This is a genomic window from Paenarthrobacter sp. AR 02 (genome assembly GCF_021538675.1).
GTDB lineage: Bacteria > Actinomycetota > Actinomycetes > Actinomycetales > Micrococcaceae > Arthrobacter.
Genome location: NZ_JAJUKH010000004.1, coordinates 128,109 through 143,364, shown reverse-complemented (window position 1 = coordinate 143,364; position 15,256 = coordinate 128,109). Strand labels below are relative to the sequence as shown.

The window sequence follows — 15,256 nt, the reverse complement described above, 5'->3', positions numbered from 1 at the left end:
CTCTTCAGGACTCACACACTTTAGGAGTCCATATGACCGCCAACCCTTCCGACAACAAAAACCAAGCCGCTTCTGGCGGTATCAAATCCAAGCTCACGGACGCCCAGCGGGCGATGCTCGCCAGCAAGTCCGGTGGCGGAGCGCCAGCAGGATGGCAGAGCACCGGCAAAGGCCACAAGCCCACGTCTGCCAGCGGCAAGCAAGCCAAGACCGAGAAGAAGGTCCGCTGGTGAATCCAACGGACAGGCACACTGAAAGGGAAGAACCATGACTGCGAAGCATTCTGCAGAAAACATCAATCCTGAGGTTGCAAGCCACTTGGTGGAGTCCATGGACATGGCTCCGATGCCCGAGCCCGCTGCCATTGCGTTGGCACTCGGCACGGATCAAAGCCAGCAGTGGCCGGACGGTAACGGCAAGCGCCGCCACCCGAAGGACCGCGACCAGGCCCACGGTCGTATGGGCCAGGGGGCCGCTGTGACTGCGGTCCACCGGACCAGCCGTCCGCAGATGCCCCACTCCTCCTAGCCGCAAATACTCTGACGTGGAAGCCAGCCCAACTGCCACTCAGTTGGGCTGGCTCACGTCCGAGGGGGACTTGTCCGGGCGCCAACCACGCCACACCGGATGGCGCAGCCGGCCAGGCCCGGTCCAGTTGCCGAAAGTTACCTCAGCCACCAGGTCCGGGCGCACCCAGTGGGCGCCGGCCGCGTCCTCACGAGGGATGTCCGCGAACGGGGATTCGCTGGTGCCCCGTGATTCCAGTTGCCCGATGATGTCCCGCAGTTGCCAGTCCTTGAACCCGGTCCCCACCCTGCCCACATAGTGCAGTTGGTCCCCGTCGGGGATGCCCAGGAGCAGCGCCCCGAAGGTTCCGCTCCGCGCGCCGGCCCCTGGCCGCCAACCGCCCACCACAACCTCCTGGCTTTGCTCCAGTTTGAGCTTGAGCCAGGCCCTGCTGCGGCGTCCCACGGCGTATCGGCTGTCCGCTTTCTTGGCCATGACCCCTTCAAGGCCCAACTCGGCGGCGCTGGACATGAGGTCTTCGACATCGTGGTCCAGGACGGCCGACAGATGCAGCGGACATCCCGCCTTCAGGCGGCCCGCAAACGCCGACAGCCTTTCGCGGCGCTCAACGTAAGGCAGTCCGCTGAGGTCCGTGCCGTCGTCGTACATCAGGTCGAAAAGCATGAGCTGCACCGGAACGGAAGCCCGGGCGCGTTCGATGTCGGCAGCCTTGACCAGGTTCATCCGGAGTTGCAGCCGCCCGAAGTCAGGCCTTGAGCCCTTGCCGAGTGCCACGATTTCCCCGTCGGCAACAAAGTCGCCTTCCGGCCAGCAGGAGCGGTCGGTGAGCTCCGGATAGGTGGCTGTGAGGTCGTTGCCGTTGCGGCTCATGAGCCGGATCTTGCCCTCCGTTCCGGTGATGACGGCACGGATGCCGTCCCATTTGAGCTCGTACAGCCAGTCATTCCCGCTAAGGTCCGCAGTGGTCCCGGACGTGGCCAGCATGGGGGCGTAATCGCGGAGGGGCTGCTTGGCCGGGGGAGCGGCGGCCTTCGGGTCCTTCACCGGCGGAGTTCGGCGCGCTCCCGGCTGCTCCTTCATCAGGTGGATCAGCCAACGGTCTCCCGTATTGATCAACGCGAAGCGCTTGGTGCCGCCCAACCCGCCGCCTGGTTGGCCGGTCAGGGTGGCAATGACTTCCTTGCCGTCGCGCCACTTCTCGCAGGTGTACTCGCCGCGGTCCCAAATGGTCATGGTTCCCGCCCCGTACTCGCCCTTCGGAATGATCCCGGCGAACGTTGCGTACTCCATGGGGTGGTCTTCGGTATGGACGGCCAGATTGTTCCGCTCGGGTGTTTCCGGAACACCACGGGGCAATGCCCAGGATGCCAGGACACCGTTGTGCTCCAAACGCAGGTCCAGGTGGTAGCGCCGTGCATGATGCTCCTGGATGACGAAGATGCCGCCGGGCGGCGGAGGGTCGCCCGGTTTTGGCTGTTCGGAGGATGTCGCGCTGGGCGCCGTCGCGGCAGCGGCCGACGACGACGGAAACGGCTCCGGGGTTTTGTCCGGATCGCGCATCCCGACATATTTGGCGAGACGGCTCTCCACCGTCACCACCCTGCCGCGCGAACCGCCCGAAGCAGCATCGCCGTCGTCGGTGTCTTCGCCGTGCGGCGGCAGGTGCCGGTCCGAGATGGGGGCGAAATGGTCCTTGCCGGTCCGGACCCGTTCCATCACGGCGGTGTAGTCCAGATGGTCGAGCGTGGGGGAATCCAGCTCCCGCCAGGTTCGGGGCGCAGCAACCGTGGGGTGGGCTTTGCCGCGCAGGGAGTACGGCACGATGGTGGTTTTGTTGCCGCTGTTCTGGCTCCAATCCACCAGGACCTTGCCTGCGCGCAGGGACTTCTTCATGTCGCTGACCACCAGCCCCGGGTGGTCGGACTCCAAAGCGCGGGCAAGTTCATGGGCGAAGGCCGCAACCTGCTCCGACTTGAGGGTCCCGTCCAAACCTGTGTAAAGGTGGATGCCCTTGCTTCCACTGGTGACGGGGACGGGGTCCATGCCCATGTCCTGGAGGATGGAGCGGGCCAGCCTGGCCACTTCGACGCATTCAGGCAGCCCCGCGCCCGGGCCGGGATCGAGGTCCAGCACAAAACGGTCGGGGCGGAGCGGGTTGCCTGCGGCGTCAACCTGCCACTGTGGAACGTGGATCTCCAGCGAGGCGATCTGGGCCATCCATGTGAGCGTGGCCAGGTTGTTCACCATGGGGTAGTCGTTGGTGTGGTCCGAATGGTGGATGGTGGCGCGCGGTATCCATTTGGGCGCGGAGTCCTCCAGGTTCTTCTGGAAGAAAACCTGGCCCGGATGCTCGGCAGTGCCCACTCCGTTGACCCAGCGTTTGCGGGTGACGGGCCTGTTGGCCGCCGCGGGGATGAGGAACGGCGCCACGGCAGCGTAGTACTCCAGCACCTCGGCCTTGGTGGTGCCGGTTTCGGGGTAGATGATTTTGCCCAGGTTGGTGAGGGTGAGCTCGTGGCCCTCCACCACGACACGCTCCTTCTGCTTGCTTGCCACCTCTTCTCCTCTGCGTGCTTGTGCTGTTGACTGGGTTCATGAGGGCCATATGGAAGGGATCTATCGCGTTCGGTCTGGTCAACGTACCAGTGAAGCTCTACAGTGCCACGGAGGATCACGATATAAGCCTTCACCAGGTCCACAATAAGGACGGCGGCCGCATCAGGTACCAGCGGAAATGCGAAGTCTGCGGTGAAGTGGTGGCGTATGAGGACATTGATAAGGCCTACGAAGAGGAAGGCCAGACCGTAGTCCTGACGGCGGCCGAGTTGAAGTCCCTCCCGGAAGAGAGCAGCCGGGAAATCGAGGTGGTGGAGTTCATCCCTGCCGAGCAACTGGACCCCATCATGTACGAGCGCAGCTATTTCCTTGAACCTGACTCCAAGTCGCCCAAGGCCTACATGCTGCTGCGGCAGACCTTGGAAGACACGGACAGGATTGCCATAGTCCAGTACGCGCTGCGCCAGAAAACCCGTTTGGGGGCGCTCAGGGTCCGCGGCGACGTGCTCCTGCTGCAGGCGTTGTTGTGGGGGGACGAGGTCCGGGAAGCGAAGTTCCCGTCCCTGGAGACCGACGTCAAGATTTCGGACAAGGAGCTCGAAATGTCCTCGGCCCTGGTGGACTCCATGGCGCACGATTTCGATCCCGACGAATACACCGACGACTACCAGGCGCAGCTGAAGACGCTGATCGAGGCCAAGCTGGAGAAGGGCGAGGCCCTGGACACGGAGGCCACCTTCGGCGTCGTGGAAGGCGAAGGCGAAGGCGGCGACGTCATCGACCTCATGGAAGCGCTCAAGCGCAGCCTCGACAAGAAACGCGGCAAGGAAAAAGCGTCCGACGACGACGCTGCCGCCAGCAAGACTGCCAGCAAGCCAAAGGCGCGGGCCAAGAAAAAGGCGTGATCCGGCGTCGTCTTTCAGCACAAAAGCGGTGGCTGCCTATCCAGGCCGCCACCGCTTTTTGTTTGCGTCTTTGACTAGTGGTTCCGCAACATGGAGACCAGTTCGGCCTTCTTCTTTCCGGAATAGCCGGTAATGCCCAGTTCCTTGGCGCGGGCTTTCAATTTGTCCACGGTCCAGTCGTCATAGTCGCCGGACTTTCCACCTTTACGGCCCACGGCCTTGCGCCCCTGCGCAGCAGCGGCGTTTGAGATGCGGGCGGCCTTTTCCTTGGATGCGCCATCATCGCGAAGTTCTTCATACAGTTCGGGATCTTTGATGCTGGGATTCTTCTTTTCCGGCATGGTTCGTTTCCTTTCCCTGGTTAGGCGCTTGTCTTGTAGTGGGGTTCGGCAACGGGCTTGCCGCGTTCGCTGGGTTCAGCCTTCATGTGAAGTGCCGTTGGTTGTCCCGGCCTGTTGTTGCAGCCACAGCGGCATGCCCACCACAAAAACCAGCAGGACCAGGATGATGCCGCCGCCGGCCACCAACCCCGCAGTCCTGCCGGCTGTCACGTCGAAGACCAGGGAGGCGGAGCCGGTAATCAGAAGGGCAACTCCTGCCAGGGCAAATTTGGTGATGACGTCAGCGCTGGAGACAAGGGTGGCTTTGAGCCCCCGCCGGAACAGCCGGCGGTGCACGCTCACCGGGACGACGATGAGCACAGTCGTCAAAGCTGCGGTCATGACGTTGAAGAGGTAAAGGTTCTGCTGCCAGTCGTCCAGTTCACTGAACCGGGCCTGGAAAGGGAGTGTCAGCAGGAAGCCCCCCAGGATCTGGACTCCCGTTTGGAGCACGCGCAGCTCCTGGATCAATTCCATCCAGTTCCGGTCCATCCGCTCTTCGGTGGACTCGTTACGTCCTACCCGGGGAATGTGATCCGGCTCCGTCATTGATGCACCTCGCAACTCTTGCTGGTCAATGGAAGCGGCCGAGGACTGCTCCGTCGTGCTGTTCCGTGCAGCGGGGCAGCCCTCGGGCGAACCTGGCTTCAGACCGTGTGACCCCGGCGCCCTGACATGAAGCTCAGGAGCCAGCCAATGGCCGCCACAACGAGGAGGACTATTCCCACCCACAGCAGCCAGCTCAGGGCCTGGGAGAAACCGCCCACGAGGAGAAGGACAATTGCTACTACACCAGCAATGATCAGAAGCGTATTCATGGTCAGCACATTCCTTTCTGGGGGAATCAACGGATTCCCAACTATGCATTCCGTTTTACTTCGATTTGGTTATGCCGGTACTTAGGGGCGTTCCGCCGCCCTCAAGTGCCTTTCCGCTATCCCGAACAGGTCTTCACCGTAGGATGAAGTTCGCCAGTTGTGAACAGCAACACTCTTCATTGTACTACTAAGCAACCTTATGAAAGGCTTGTTGAAGTCGTCACTTGATGATTGGGCAGTGCCGCGATAAACAGGTGGCACGTATTGGCTCAGATGAACGTCCATGAGAGGAACACATGAAAGCGTCACAGCAGCTTGCAGACAACCTTCAGATCGTCCTGACAGACCTTATCGAGCTGCAGCTCCAGGGCAAGCAGGCCCACTGGAACATTGTGGGACCCAACTTCCGGGACCTTCACCTTCAGCTGGATGAGCTGGTGGTGGCAACGCGAGAATTCGCCGACGACACCGCGGAGCGGATGAGGGCCCTTCACGCACTCCCCGATGGCCGCAGCGCCACCATCGCCAAGGGCACCCGGCTCGAGGAATTCCCCGCGGGCCTGGTCAACACCAAGAACGCCGTCAAGCTGGTGACCGATCGCGTGGAGCGTGCAGTCCAGACCATGCGCGACGTCCATGATGAAGTGGATGAGGAAGACCCCACCACGGCGGACCTCCTGCACGCATTCATCTCCAGGCTCGAGCAGCTGGTGTGGATGATCAACGCCGAAATCATGAACGCAGGCGCATCCGTGACGGATCCGGACGAGGCCTAGCAAGCGCCCGGACCAGGCTGATCGCGGCCAGGCAGCCCGGCATGCCCCGGCTTAAACGAAGCGACCTTTCCAAGCCCGGCATTGTCCGCCGCAAGGTGGGCAAGGGTTTCAGCTACCGCCACCCCGACGGGAGCCTGGTCAGTAAGGAGGATCGCCAGCGCATCAACGCGCTGGCGATCCCGCCCGCCTGGACTGAGGTGTGGATTTGTTCCTACGAGAACGGACACATCCAAGCCACCGGCGTCGACGCGGCGGGCCGCAGCCAGTACATGTACCACCCGCGCTGGCGTGAACGTAAGGACACCGAGAAGTTCCAGCGCGCAGCGGAGTTGGGCTCCGTGTTCCCCGCAGTCCGCCGGGCCGTCACGCTCCATCTCAAGGACACCTCCTCGCCCAAGCAGCAAACCATCGCAGCAGCGGTGCGGTTGATGGACCTCGGTGCTTTGCGCGTAGGCTCCGAAAGTTACATGCGCCAGAATGGCTCCTACGGGCTGACTACCCTCCGCTGCCGGCATGCCCGGGTCAAGGGCGATGTTGTGGCGCTGAAGTTCCCCGGCAAGAGTGGGCAGCTGTGGGACACCTCCATTAATGACCCCGCGCTGGCTGCGTTCCTGGAGCCCTTGGCCCGACGACCGGGCAAAGAGCGCTTGCTTTCGTACAAGGTGGATGGTTCCTGGGTCTCCCTGGATGCCTCCATGATCAACGAGTACCTTCGCACCATTGCCGGGGCGGCTTACACGTCCAAGGATTTCCGGACTTGGAAGGGTACCGCGGCTGCCGCCCTCAGCCTGTTGAGTTCCGATGGCACCATGACGCGCCCCCAGGCGCTGGTAAAAGCCATGAAGGATGCGGCGGCCCTCCTGGGCAACACTCCAACAGTGGCGCGTACCTCGTATGTTGACCCTCGGATCGTGGAGGCCTACTTGTCCGGGGAACTGCAGGAAGTCAAAGCCACGGAACCTTCCATTGCGGCATTCCTGATCGAAAAACAGAGCTAGCGCCGCCGGGGAGGGTGGCCCCCGTTTCATCGTCGCGTTTTATGAGTACACTCGTACTAATAAAACGCGGGGTCCGGTGCTCTTTGGAGTGCGGCGTTGAGGAGCGGTGAATGATTCTGGTTGCAATCGTGGTCTGCGAAGTGGCTTTCTGGGTGGCGATTCTCGCCGGCCTTACAGCGCGGTATGTGCTGCAGCGCCGCCGCCTGGGCGGAGCCCTCTTGCTCATGGCTCCTTTGATCGATGCTGTTCTGCTGGCCCTGGTGGCCGTCGATCTGCTGGGCGGGGCAACGGCCTCCTGGCACCACGGGCTGGCGGCAATCTACATTGGCGTCTCCATCGCCTACGGCAAACGCATGGTGGCGTGGGCCGACGCGCACTTCCAGCACCGGTTCGCGGGCGGGCCCGCTCCGGAACGCCTCAGCGGGGCCGCCTACACGGTCAAGTGCTGGCGCGACGTACTCCTCACCGCGTTGGCGATGACCATCGCCGCTGCGACGTTGGGGGCGATCATCGTCCTGGTGAACGATGCCGATCGAACCGCCGCCCTCTCTGAATTCTTTCGCATCCTGGGCATCATCTTCGCCATCGACTTCCTCTGGGCTGTGAGCTACACGATCTGGCCCAAGAAGCCCGCCAGGGCATTGCCGGCCGCTACTGCCTCGCGCTGAGACCATGCCGCGGAGGATAGACACAGAGGCACGTACCGCCGCGATTGCGGAAGCTTCCCTTCGAGTCCTGGAGCGTGATGGACTGGCCGGCCTGTCCGTGCGCGGGGTCGCGGCGGAAGCCGGCATCGCCGCTGCCTCGCTGCGGAGGGCCTTTGCCACGCAGCATGCCCTTCGGGAGTATTGCCTGCAACTCATCGAGGACCGGGTCACGGCCAGGGTGGCCGCGCTTGAGCTCACCGGGCGGGCCCTGGTTGAGGGTTTGCTGATGCAATTGCTCCCCCTTGACAACGAGCGACGCCTGGAATTGGTGGCGCAAGTACAGCTTGGCGTCCTTTCCCTCACTGACAGCGGACTGCGACCTGCTGCGGTCCGGCTTAGCGAGGCCGTTGATCGCGCATGCCATGCCGCCCTGCAGATCCTGGCGGAAGCAGGGCAGCTCCACCGGGACCGCGACCCGGAGTATGAAGCACAACGGCTGCGCGCGCTGCTGGACGGAATTGCGATGAACGGACTATGGAGCGGGGAGTTGCCGGCGGAAAGTCCCATGCTCGGCATGCTGGCGCGTCACCTCGACGCGCTCGCCAAGCCATAGCGGGACGCGAAAAGAGCCTGGTGCCGCCCTCTTCCGGGGTGGCACCAGGCTCTTCTTCAGTATTGGGGAGCTTGCGCGTCCCTGCTACGCGTCGTGGTCCGTTTCGAGGATCTTGACCAGGCTGTCCAGGGCCGCGTCAGCGCCCTCGCCCTCGGCGCGCAGGACCACCACGTCGCCGTGGGCGGCGCCCAGGCTCATCAGGGACAGGATGCTGGCTGCATCCATGGCGTCGTCAGCCGGCTCGCCCTGGCGGGCAATGGTGACATCGAGGTCAAGGTCGCCGGCGGCCTCCGCGAAGATGGCTGCCGGGCGGGCGTGGAGGCCGACGCGGCTTGCGATGGTGGCTGTACGTTCGGGCATTGGTGCTCCTTAGGTGTGGGTGGCTTTGTGGGAAGTCTAGACGCTGGCGGTGGCGGTAGCGGGGACTGGCTCTGCTTCAACCGGCTTCCGAACGGCCCAACGCTTGAGGGCAATGACCAATAGTGCCGTGATGACTACGCCGACTGCGATCGAGAGGAAGAACAACACGAAGTTGTCGATCGCGAAGAAGACGAAGAGGCCGCCGTGGGGAGCCTTGGACGTGACTCCAAAGGCCATGGAGAGGGCGCCGGTTACAGCACCGCCCACCATGCTGGCCGGGATGACCCGCAGGGGATCTGCGGCTGCGAAGGGAATGGCACCTTCGGAGATGAATGAAGCGCCCAAGAGCCACGCGGCCTTGCCGTTTTCACGCTCGGCCAGGGAGAAGAGCTTCTTGTCCAAAACGGTGGCCAGGGCCATTGCCAGCGGGGGAACCATGCCTGCAGCCATGACTGCGGCCATGATCTGCCAAGGAGCCTGGTTGGTAACACTCGCGGCACCGAGGCCCGCAACGGCGAAGGCGTAAGCAACCTTGTTGACGGGACCGCCCAGGTCGAAGCACATCATGAGGCCCAGGATGATGCCCAGGACGACTGCCCCGGCGCCGGTCAGGCTGGAGAGCCCGGTGTTCAGGGCGTTGGTGAGGGCAACAATGGGAGCGCCCAGGATCAGGAACATCAAGCCGGACGCCACCAGGGACGCGATCAGCGGGATGATGACCACTGGCATCAGGCCGCGAAGCCAGCGCGGGACATCCAGCTTGCCGATTTGGTAGGCAACGTACCCCGCGAGGAGGCCGCCGACGATACCGCCAAGGAAGCCTGCGCCCATGAACCCGGACACGGCACCGGCCACGAAACCGGGGGCGATGCCGGGACGGTCAGCGATGGCGTAGGCGATGTACCCGGCCAGCGCGGGAACCAGGAACCCGAGGGACAGGGCGCCGATCTTGAACAGCACCGCTCCGATGTAGGCACCCAGCGGACCCCAGGCATTGTCCGGGAATTCGGTGGGCAGGTTGAAGATGCTGTTTTCGACAACGATCTTGTCCGCGAAGCTGGTGATGAGGTAGCCGCCCATGAGGAACCCCAGGGCAATCAGCAGGCCGCCACCGGCAACGAACGGGATCATGTAGCTGACGCCAGTGAGGAGTGCGCGCTTCAGCTTCTGGCCGATATGCTCGCCCTTTTCCTCCTCGGCACGCTCAGCTTGCTCTTCGGCACCGAAGTGCGGAACGCGGCGTGCATGCGGGTCTTCCGCAGCGGCGAGGGCTTCCTGGACCATCTTGGTGGGTTCGTCGATGCCCCGCTTGACTGGAGCATTGATGACGGGCTTACCGGCAAAGCGCTCCTTGCCGCGAACATCGACATCGACGGCGAAGATGACCGCGTCAGCTGCAGCGATCACGGCCGGGTCCAGCGGCTTGGCGCCGGAGGAACCCTGGGTCTCCACCTGCAGGTCCACGCCCATTTCCTTGGCAGCTGCAACAAGCGAATCGGCCGCCATGTAAGTGTGCGCAATGCCTGTGGGGCAAGCGGTAACTGCAACGATGCGCTTGGCTGCCGGCGCGTTCGAGGCTTCGCCGGCGATGGGGGTCGTGCCCGCTTCGCGATGCCCAACCACTCCGCGACCCCCATCCCCGGCTTCGCTCGTCTTTGGAGCGTCACCAATGGCGCCGTCCACCAGGTCCACGATTTCCTGTTCGGACGAAGCCGCGCGCAGCGCTGCCGTGAAGTCCTTCTTGATGAGTGAGCGGGCCAACTTGGAGAGCAGCTTCAGGTGTTCCTGGTCGGCTCCGTCCGGTGCCGCGATGAAGAAGATCAGGTCCGCCGGGCCGTCCTTGGCGCCAAAGTCCACCTTGTGGGACAGGCGCGCCATGGCCAGGGCAGGCTCCGTGACCGCGGCTGAACGGCAGTGCGGGATGGCGATCCCGCCGGGGACGCCGGTGGCGGTCTTCTGCTCGCGGGCAAAGGCATCCGTGAAGAGCCCTTCAACCTCGGAAGCACGGCCGGCCGCGGCGACTTTGCCGGCCAGGACGCGGATGACGTCGGCGGGGGAGTCGCCCAGGTTCTGGTCAAGGGTGACCAATTGGGGTGTGATCAGCTGGGTCACTGTTAGTCCTTCTGGAGGGCCGTGATGGTTACGGCGTCGGGGGTTGTCTGGTGGACTGCCGGGACAGTGGAGCCCGGCAGCGAAGCAGCAGCGGCACCATGTGCCACGGCTTGACGAAGGCAGTCCTGAGCGGAACCACCCTGGGTTGCGGCCAACAGGTAGCCGGCCAAGGATGAATCCCCTGCGCCCACTGTGCTGACGGCCTTGATGGGCGGATGCGTGGCGAACCATGCTCCGTCCGTGGTCACCAGGACTGCGCCCTTGGACCCGAGTGTTGCGAGAACGGCGCCTACACCGCTGGCGACGACGGCGGCAGCAGCTTGGGCGGCTTTGGCCGGGTCTGCTTCCAGTTGCTCAGCTGTATAGACGTTGGTGAAACCTGCGGCGGCTGCAAGCTCGGCGAGCTCTTCCGCGTTCGGCTTGAGGAGGTCCGGCTTTCCTGCGGCATCGCCCACCAGGGCTGCCGCAAGCGGCGCCCCGGAGGAGTCGATGGCGATGCCCGGGGCCGCCGTTCCATCTGCGTTCGACCGGAGCCGACGCGCGATTGTGGCGTAGAAATCCGCAGGCACCCCTGGTGGGAGCGAGCCCGCGAGAACCACCCAGCTGGCGCCACGGGAGCGGTCCAGCAGCAGCCCGATCAGGGCTTCCTGCTGTTCACCGCTCAGCTCCGGGCCGGGTTCGTTGATCTTGGTGGTGATGCCATCCGGTTCGGTGAGCGTGACATTGCTGCGCAGCGCCTGGCCGATGGGGAGCGCCGCAAACGGCACGCCGCCGTCGTGCAGTCCGGAAAGGACGGGGTCCGAGTCGGCGCCCGGAAGGACGGCCAACGTTTCGAGGCCGGAGGCTACAAGGGCCCGGGAGACATTGACGCCCTTGCCGCCGGATTCCTGGTGGACGGCCACGGCGCGCTGGACTTCCCCGCGGGCCAGTGCGCCGGGGAGTTCCACCGTCCTGTCCAGGCTGGGGTTTGCTGTCAGTGTGACGATCATGCGATCACCACGTCGACGCCGGCATCGGCCAGGGCGGCCGCGAGTTCCGCGGACGGTTCGTTGTCTGTTATCAACGTGTCAACATCCTTCAACGTGGCGAACTGGACCAGCGTTTCAGCGTCCAGTTTGGAAGAATCGGCCAGGGCAACAACTCGCCGGGCAGACTTGACGAAGGCGGCCTTGACCGCTGCTTCCTCGGGGTCGGGTGTGCTCAGGCCGAAATCGGCGTGGATCCCGTTGGTCCCGACAAAAGCGATGTCCGGACGGAGCCGGTACGCGGCCTCAACGGTGGATTGCCCGACCGCCGCCTGGGTCAGGCCGCGGACACGGCCGCCCAGGATCTGGAGCGCAATTCCGGGAGTGGAAGAGAGCTTGCCGGCGATGGGGATGGCATGCGTGATGACGACGAGTTCGTCGCTTCCGTGGGCAGCCGGCGTCCGCTGGGCGAGCAAGTCCGCGAGGGTTTCCGTGGTTGATCCGGCGTCGAGGAGGATGCTGCCGCTGGTGAGTTCCGGAATCAGTGCGAGTGCTGCGTTGGCGATTCGTAGTTTTTGGGACTGGCGCTGAACTGCACGCTCAAGGATGCTCTCTTCCCTGGTGCTCAGCCGGTCCGAAGGAACCGCGCCGCCATGCACCCGCCGCAGGTTTCCGGAAACTTCGAGGGCTGCGAGGTCACGGCGAATGGTCTCAGTGGTGATGCTGAAACGGTCGGCGAGGTCAGTGACGCTCACCCGTCCGCGCTCGACGACGAGGGCGGAGATCAGTTGTTGGCGCTCTTCTGCGAACACTTACCCTCCATTGCGGTAAAGCCAGGAATTCAGTTCAGCCACGTCCGTGACTGCTGTCACAACGATGTGGAATTGATTGACTCTATCTTTGTTTATGTGGGTACGTCAAGAGAAAACCAACATAAACAAAGATCTGCTCGCGGCGGCGCCTGAAGGCGCCTGGACACGCTAAAGGGCATGCCGCACTCCCTGTAGCGCGGCATGCCCTACTTCGGATCCTGACTGGGGGATTTGCCAGGATCCGGTCCATGGGGTGGAGGTGCCAACGGACCGCTTAGGGTCGGGGCTCGCCTCCCGGTGCGGCCGGCCCCGGCGTGGGTTCCGGAACCGGCGGTGGCCCGGGCTCTGGAAGGGGGACGGGCTCGGGGGTCGGACGCGATTCGCGACTGGGATCCGTACCGGGACTGCGGCTGGGATCAGGATGCGGTGTGCCCTGCGGATCCATGGTCACACGCTCTTGTGGTGGGCGGCAGGCCGGGGCCGTAGGGCTGGAGGAACATGGGTGGGGTAGCTGCCCGAATCCCACCCGGATCCCGGATAATCGATGGGCAGGTTGTCCGGATCCGGCGGATCAGGAAGCTTCCGCTTCCTGCTTTGGCTGCTCTTCCCGGCGGTCACTGCGGACTCTCTTCCGTGTGGTTCTGCGTGCATGGTGTTCCTTCCGGTCGCCAGAGGGCTATGTCGCTCCGGGGCTGTGTTGTGGGGGCCGAAGCCAAATGGTCGGGTTCAGTCCGGAATCTCCATGCGGAAGCCGCAGTGACATCCGAGAATCCGGGTGTTGATCAACACCTCGTACATCCGTAGCTGTCCCTTGGGCTTCAACACCAGGGGAGTCTGTATCCTGCGCAATTCGCAGCTCTTGGTCTTCATGGGTTCGCCGCAGTGAAGATACTGGCCGCCGAACTGCAGCACACCCTGGGTGATGCCTGGTCGGTTGAGCACCGCAGCCACTTTCTGGACTGAGGCAGTCTGCGTGTAGGAATATCTGCAACTGCAGCATTCGTAGGCGACATCGACCATGTTGGGGGCCGGTGGGTAGTGGGACTGGATGGAATTGACCAGGAGATTCCTGTCCGTGTTGCAGCGCTTGCACCACAGTGGTTCATCAGGAGGTTGGTGGGCTTCGTCCGGGACTCGGGACGCTGGCTGGGCCGGCATGGGTCTGTACCTTTGCATCAAAAAATGCGGGACGCCCGTCTGCATGAGCTGGAAAGCCTTCATCCCTCAATGGGGACGTAGCAGAATTGTGCACATAGGTGCACCGCATATGCAAGGATTCTGTTGTCATTCATTAAGGGGTGGCGGTGCAGTACCACCCCGACCCTAAACTAAGGCATGGACGAAATGAACGTAGATCTGGCGCGGCTGGAATCCGACCCGGCGCCCGACGAAGTTTCGGTCCCCGAGCAATTGCAGGACCTCGTGATCGACAGCGAGGACGTGGGCGGATTCCTTAATGAACTCGCGGCGTTCTCGGCGTCCGCGGTCTCCCAAGCTGTGGGAGTCGATGTCCTCTGCGGCATCACCTTGAGTCGTCGTCGACGCACCGCCACCGTGGCCGGCAGTACCCACGAGGCGCGCCTGATTGACGAAGTCCAGCAGGCCTATGGCGACGGCCCCTGCCTGGAAGCCATGCGAAGCCACAAGACGGTGCACGTTCCCGACACATCCACCGAAGAGCGGTGGTCCGAGTACTGCACGGTCATCGCCGAGCGCGGCCACCTTTCAGCCCTTTGCGTGCCGCTCGAACTGGACGAGGGCGCTACCGCGGCACTGAACTTCTTCGCCCCGCAGGCACACGTCTACGATGACGCCACCATCCGCAGTTGCGAGCTCTACGCAAGCCAGGCCGAACGGTCGCTCAGGCTTGCCGTACGGATCGGCGCCAAGCAGCAGCATGCCGAGGACCTCCAGGAAGCAATGCACTCACGTACAGTGATCGACCTCGCCTGTGGCGTCATCATGGGCCAGAACCGCTGCTCGCAGGACGAGGCATTTCAAATCCTCAAGAAGGCATCCAGCACCCGGAACCAGAAGCTCCGGGACGTCGCGGAGTCCTTGGTAACGTCCGTGGCGAACCATGCGCCCGTGGCCCACTTCGAGCCCTAAGCGCAGGCCGGCAGCCGGTCTTGGGGCTTCCCATCCCTTGTGACCCTCGCCACTGGTGAACTACATTCATACATGGGTTAAGCAGATAGCCCTTGGAGCCTCATGCCGATCGCCATCAAGGATGGTCCAAGAACTGCACTGAAGCCGTGGCCTCTATCGGCCGGCTCACCGCGTGCATGCATGCAGGCTCCTTGAAGGAGCAAAAGGAGAATGGCAATGACGCTTGGATCCCCGATTCCCGCCCCGAAACCCCTCTCGGGGCCGGTGCCCGCAGTCGCTGATACCGACGCACGCCCATGGTGCACTGTCTGCGACACGGATTCGTACGTTTTCGTCGAAACGGTCGTGGAGTCTGCCCCCAACCAGTCCCAGTTGGTGGACGTCAGCTACACATGCAGCGAGTGCGATACCTTCTACGCCCACACCGTCCGCCTGGACGCGCTGGTGCCGGAGATCCAAAGGGAATTCCTGTCAACGTCCGCCGCTGGGCTCTGGTTCAGCTGCACCCACTGCGGCGAGCCCATGACGTTGGGACGCCCCACGGAGCGCGTCATTGAGGCACCCCGGACCACGGACGGTCCCGGGACCCCCAACCTTCTTGAGGTGTACCTGCAGACCCAGGTGCTCCACTGCCGGTGCGGATTCCAGATGGAGGTTCCGCGGCACGTCGGCTGACT

At 63.5% G+C, this 15,256-nt stretch carries 18 protein-coding genes; 9 read left to right on the top strand and 9 right to left on the bottom strand.

Annotated features, from left to right (window positions below; translation table 11 throughout):
• Positions 1-32 precede the first annotated feature (32 nt).
• On the top strand, positions 33-233 hold the full coding sequence (locus LRQ04_RS11330; RefSeq protein WP_211710949.1) for a hypothetical protein: 201 nt from the start codon (positions 33-35) through the stop codon (positions 231-233).
• A 34-nt stretch (positions 234-267) separates the two neighbouring features.
• Positions 268-528, top strand: a complete 261-nt coding sequence (locus LRQ04_RS11325) for a hypothetical protein (RefSeq protein ID WP_211710948.1) — start codon at positions 268-270, stop codon at positions 526-528.
• Between the two features lie 39 nt (positions 529-567).
• On the opposite strand, the gene LRQ04_RS11320 is transcribed toward LRQ04_RS11325, so the two are convergent.
• Positions 568-3,084 (bottom strand): ATP-dependent DNA ligase, encoded by a 2,517-nt coding sequence (locus LRQ04_RS11320; protein ID WP_235520258.1) that lies wholly within the window; start codon positions 3,082-3,084, stop codon positions 568-570.
• 38 nt (positions 3,085-3,122) lie between these two features.
• On the opposite strand from LRQ04_RS11320, the gene LRQ04_RS11315 reads away from it, so the two are divergent.
• Positions 3,123-3,989 (top strand): Ku protein, encoded by an 867-nt coding sequence (locus LRQ04_RS11315; RefSeq protein WP_235520257.1) that lies wholly within the window; start codon positions 3,123-3,125, stop codon positions 3,987-3,989.
• Positions 3,990-4,063: 74 nt separating this feature from the next.
• Here the strand turns inward: LRQ04_RS11315 and LRQ04_RS11310 are convergent, their stop codons facing one another.
• From LRQ04_RS11310 to LRQ04_RS11300, 3 genes are all read right to left on the bottom strand, one after another.
• A complete protein-coding gene (locus LRQ04_RS11310; RefSeq protein ID WP_235520256.1) occupies positions 4,064-4,330 on the bottom strand; it encodes a Rho termination factor N-terminal domain-containing protein in 267 nt (88 codons plus the stop codon).
• Positions 4,331-4,405: 75 nt separating this feature from the next.
• The gene (locus LRQ04_RS11305; RefSeq protein WP_235520255.1) at positions 4,406-4,918 is read right to left on the bottom strand and encodes a DUF6328 family protein; all 513 of its coding nucleotides are present in this window, start codon (positions 4,916-4,918) and stop codon (positions 4,406-4,408) included.
• 98 nt (positions 4,919-5,016) lie between these two features.
• Positions 5,017-5,187 carry a hypothetical protein gene (locus tag LRQ04_RS11300; protein WP_235520254.1) on the bottom strand — a complete coding sequence of 57 codons (171 nt, stop codon included), beginning with the start codon at positions 5,185-5,187 and terminating at the stop codon, positions 5,017-5,019.
• A gap of 296 nt (positions 5,188-5,483) precedes the next feature.
• On the opposite strand from LRQ04_RS11300, the gene LRQ04_RS11295 reads away from it, so the two are divergent.
• The 4 genes from LRQ04_RS11295 (at position 5,484) to LRQ04_RS11280 (ending at position 8,221) form a co-directional block, all read left to right on the top strand.
• Complete coding sequence (locus tag LRQ04_RS11295; RefSeq protein ID WP_235520253.1) at positions 5,484-5,963, top strand: Dps family protein; 480 nt, start codon at positions 5,484-5,486, stop codon at positions 5,961-5,963.
• Positions 5,964-6,004: 41 nt separating this feature from the next.
• Positions 6,005-6,961: a DNA topoisomerase IB gene (locus LRQ04_RS11290; RefSeq protein WP_235520252.1), complete on the top strand. Its 957-nt coding sequence runs from the start codon at positions 6,005-6,007 to the stop codon at positions 6,959-6,961.
• Positions 6,962-7,071: 110 nt separating this feature from the next.
• Positions 7,072-7,629, top strand: coding sequence for a hypothetical protein (locus tag LRQ04_RS11285; protein WP_235520251.1), 558 nt, complete (start codon positions 7,072-7,074; stop codon positions 7,627-7,629).
• 4 nt (positions 7,630-7,633) lie between these two features.
• Positions 7,634-8,221, top strand: coding sequence for a TetR/AcrR family transcriptional regulator (locus tag LRQ04_RS11280; RefSeq protein WP_235520250.1), 588 nt, complete (start codon positions 7,634-7,636; stop codon positions 8,219-8,221).
• Between the two features lie 84 nt (positions 8,222-8,305).
• Here the strand turns inward: LRQ04_RS11280 and LRQ04_RS11275 are convergent, their stop codons facing one another.
• The 5 genes from LRQ04_RS11275 to LRQ04_RS11255 all read right to left on the bottom strand — a co-directional run bounded on the left by LRQ04_RS11275 (position 8,306) and on the right by LRQ04_RS11255 (position 13,628).
• Entirely contained in the window at positions 8,306-8,581 is a 276-nt protein-coding gene (locus LRQ04_RS11275; protein WP_235520249.1) for an HPr family phosphocarrier protein, read from the bottom strand.
• 36 nt (positions 8,582-8,617) lie between these two features.
• On the bottom strand, positions 8,618-10,693 hold the full coding sequence (locus tag LRQ04_RS11270) for a fructose-specific PTS transporter subunit EIIC (protein ID WP_235520248.1): 2,076 nt from the start codon (positions 10,691-10,693) through the stop codon (positions 8,618-8,620).
• A 2-nt stretch (positions 10,694-10,695) separates the two neighbouring features.
• Positions 10,696-11,682 (bottom strand): 1-phosphofructokinase family hexose kinase, encoded by a 987-nt coding sequence (locus tag LRQ04_RS11265; RefSeq protein WP_235520247.1) that lies wholly within the window; start codon positions 11,680-11,682, stop codon positions 10,696-10,698.
• The gene (locus LRQ04_RS11260) at positions 11,679-12,470 is read right to left on the bottom strand and encodes a DeoR/GlpR family DNA-binding transcription regulator (protein ID WP_235520246.1); all 792 of its coding nucleotides are present in this window, start codon (positions 12,468-12,470) and stop codon (positions 11,679-11,681) included. The genes LRQ04_RS11265 and LRQ04_RS11260 overlap by 4 nt, the downstream gene beginning before the upstream one ends.
• A gap of 726 nt (positions 12,471-13,196) precedes the next feature.
• On the bottom strand, positions 13,197-13,628 hold the full coding sequence (locus tag LRQ04_RS11255) for a hypothetical protein (RefSeq protein WP_235520245.1): 432 nt from the start codon (positions 13,626-13,628) through the stop codon (positions 13,197-13,199).
• Positions 13,629-13,805: 177 nt separating this feature from the next.
• On the opposite strand from LRQ04_RS11255, the gene LRQ04_RS11250 reads away from it, so the two are divergent.
• Positions 13,806-14,579 carry a GAF and ANTAR domain-containing protein gene (locus LRQ04_RS11250; protein WP_235520244.1) on the top strand — a complete coding sequence of 258 codons (774 nt, stop codon included), beginning with the start codon at positions 13,806-13,808 and terminating at the stop codon, positions 14,577-14,579.
• A 216-nt stretch (positions 14,580-14,795) separates the two neighbouring features.
• A complete protein-coding gene (locus tag LRQ04_RS11245) occupies positions 14,796-15,254 on the top strand; it encodes a hypothetical protein (protein WP_235520243.1) in 459 nt (152 codons plus the stop codon).
• Positions 15,255-15,256 lie beyond the last annotated feature (2 nt).